Below are 2,845 nucleotides of genomic sequence, written 5' to 3'. Positions count from 1 at the left end.
TATTTTGTCAGTCTGTGGAGGGATTGCCTATGAATATCAGAGAGAACATGGAACAGAGAGAATTGGAACTTTTGAGTCCTTATGCCTCGCACAGTATCCATTCCCGAGGAAGGGAGAGGCAGGAAGAGGAATGTGATGTCCGTACGGTTTACCAGCGGGACAGAGACAGGATTCTTCACTGTAAGGCGTTTCGGAGGCTGAAGGACAAGACGCAGGTGTTTCTTGCTCCTCAGGGGGATCATTACAGAAACCGTCTGACCCATACACTTGAAGTTTCTCAGATTGCCCGGACTTTAGCGAAGGCCCTGCGCCTTAATGAAGATCTGGTGGAGGCGATTGCACTGGGGCATGATCTGGGACACACACCCTTTGGCCACGCCGGAGAAAAAGCACTGAATGAGATCAGTCCGGGTGGATTTGTACACTATAGGCAGAGTGCCCGTGTTGTGCAGGTTCTGGAAAAGAACGGAGAGGGTCTGAATCTTACCTGGGAAGTCATTGACGGTATTTTAAACCACCGTACCAGTGGGCATCCGTCTACACTTGAGGGTCAGGTTGTACGGTTTTCAGATAAGCTGGCATATCTTCATCACGATATGGACGATGCCCAGAGAGCCGGGATCATCACAGAGGATGATATCCCTGTTACCATGCGTATGCTTTTAGGATATACCACAAGGGAACGGCTGAATACCTTTGTACATGACATTATAGAAAACAGTATGGATAAAGACTGTATACAGATGTCAGACGAGATACAGGAGGCTTTGATGGATCTTCGGGAGCTGATGTTTCGAAGTGTCTACAATCATCATGAAGCCAAGCGGGAGGAAAAGAAAGCCATTAATATGCTGAAGGAACTTTATCAGTATTACATACAGCATCCGGAGGCAATGTCCAGAGAGTACAGAGAACTTCTGGCAAAAGGAGAAACCGTGGACCGTGCTGTCTGTGATTATCTTTCAGGAATGACAGACCAGTATTCTATGGCAAAATTCCGGGAGCTTTTTATCCCTCAGTCCTGGGACAGCTATTAAATAACAGAGGAGGATGTCTATGCGCTATTCAGACGATATCATTGAGGAAGTACGAAGCAAAAATGATATTGTAGACGTAGTATCCCAATATGTAAAACTTACAAGAAAGGGAAGCTCTTATTTTGGGCTTTGCCCCTTTCATAATGAAAAAACACCGTCCTTTTCCGTGACGCCGGGCAAGCAGATGTACTATTGCTTTGGCTGCGGAGCAGGAGGAAACGTATTCAACTTTATCATGGAATATGAAAATTACACCTTTGGAGAGGCTCTGAAACATCTGGCAGACCGTGCGGGAGTAGAACTTCCAAAAATGGAATATTCTAAGGAGGTTCGCCAGAAAGCCCAGGAAAAGGCAGAACTTCTGGAAATTAATAAACAGGCGGCGCAGTATTTTTATTATCAGCTTCGCACAGACAAAGGATACAGGGGATACGAATATCTGAAAGACCGTGGCTTAAGTGACGAGACAATGAGGAAGTTCGGCCTGGGATATTCAGATAAATTCAGTGACGGTCTCTACCGTTTTTTAAAGTCAAAAGGTTATTCCGATGAGCGTTTAAGGGAATCCGGACTTTTTAATGTGGATGAGCGCCATGGAATGTATGATAAATTCTGGAACAGAGTGATTTTTCCTATTATGGATGTAAACAACCGGGTTATTGGTTTCGGGGGAAGAGTCATGGGTGATGCAAAGCCCAAGTACCTGAATTCACCGGAAACAAAGATATTTGACAAAAGCCGTAATCTTTACGGACTGAATATTGCCCGGACTACAAGGAAGAAATATCTGATCCTGTGTGAAGGATATATGGATGTGATAGCCATGCATCAGGCCGGCTTTAACAATGCGGTAGCTTCACTGGGAACAGCCCTGACTTCCGGGCATGCCAGTCTTTTAAAAAGATATACGCAGGAAGTACTGCTGCTTTATGACAGCGATGAAGCGGGAATACGGGCGGTTCTTCGTGGGATCCCTATACTTCGGGAAGCAGGAGTAAATTCCAGGGTTGTAAGCCTGAAACCATATAAAGACCCGGATGAATTTATCAAAAATATGGGTCCCGAGGAATTCGAAAAGAGGCTTGACGAGGCAAAGGACAGTTTTTTGTTCAGAGTAAGTGTTGCTGAAGATGAGTTTTCTATGGATGAACCGCAGGGACAGAACCGGTTCTTTGAACGATGTGCAGAAATGCTTTTGGAACTGAAAGATGAACTGGAACGAAATCTTTACATTGACGCTGTCGTTAAAATATATAGAGGACGTTACGGGATCAGCAGTGAGGATTTAAGAAAAAGGGTAAATACCCTGGCGCTTAAGGGAACGCCTGCAGAACACCGGATACAGCCAAAATCCGGAACTTCTGAAAAAAAGAAGCGGGAATCTGCTTCAGATACTTCTCAGAAACTGATGCTTACCTGGCTTGTGACTTACCCTGGGATTTTCGATAAGGTAGCACAGTATCTGACACCGGAGGATTTTGTGGTACCTCTTTATCGGGAAGTGGCGCAGATGCTGTTTCAGCAGAGGAAAGAGGGGGAAGTAAATCCGGCCCGTCTTCTGAATAGCTTTCCGGACAGCGAGGAACAGAGAGAGGTAGCCTCTCTTTTCAATGCCTCGATCCATCTGGAAAATCAGCAGGAACAGGACAGGGCTTTTGCAGATACGCTTCTCAGGATCAAGCAGGAAAGTCTTGCAGAAAAAAACAGAAACTGGGATCCTACGGATCTTCAGGGACTGCAGGAACTTGTAAAGGCAAAAAAAGAATTGGAGGATCTTGGCAGAAAACGCCAGGAACTGCATATTTCTT

At 45.4% G+C, this 2,845-nt stretch carries 2 protein-coding genes; both read left to right on the top strand.

Features of this window, described 5'->3' with window-relative positions:
* The first annotated feature begins 29 nt into the window (after positions 1 to 29).
* Positions 30 to 1,037 carry a deoxyguanosinetriphosphate triphosphohydrolase gene (locus tag RDS42_RS13865; protein WP_308784178.1) on the top strand — a complete coding sequence of 336 codons (1,008 nt, stop codon included), beginning with the start codon at positions 30 to 32 and terminating at the stop codon, positions 1,035 to 1,037.
* 19 nt (positions 1,038 to 1,056) lie between these two features.
* Positions 1,057 to 2,845: DNA primase (gene dnaG / locus RDS42_RS13860; RefSeq protein WP_308784177.1), on the top strand; the 1,789-nt coding region annotated here is incomplete at its 3' end.

The organism is uncultured Blautia sp. (assembly GCF_902497045.1).
Lineage (GTDB): Bacteria > Bacillota > Clostridia > Lachnospirales > Lachnospiraceae > Blautia_A.
The sequence above is the reverse complement of the archived record's forward strand: the minus strand, read 5'-3'. Positions and strand labels throughout refer to the sequence as shown.

Coding starts and splice junctions, on each gene's coding strand:
- RDS42_RS13865 (WP_308784178.1), top strand. CDS start 30: ATGAATATCAGAGAGAACATGGAACAGAGAGAATTGGAACTTTTGAGT.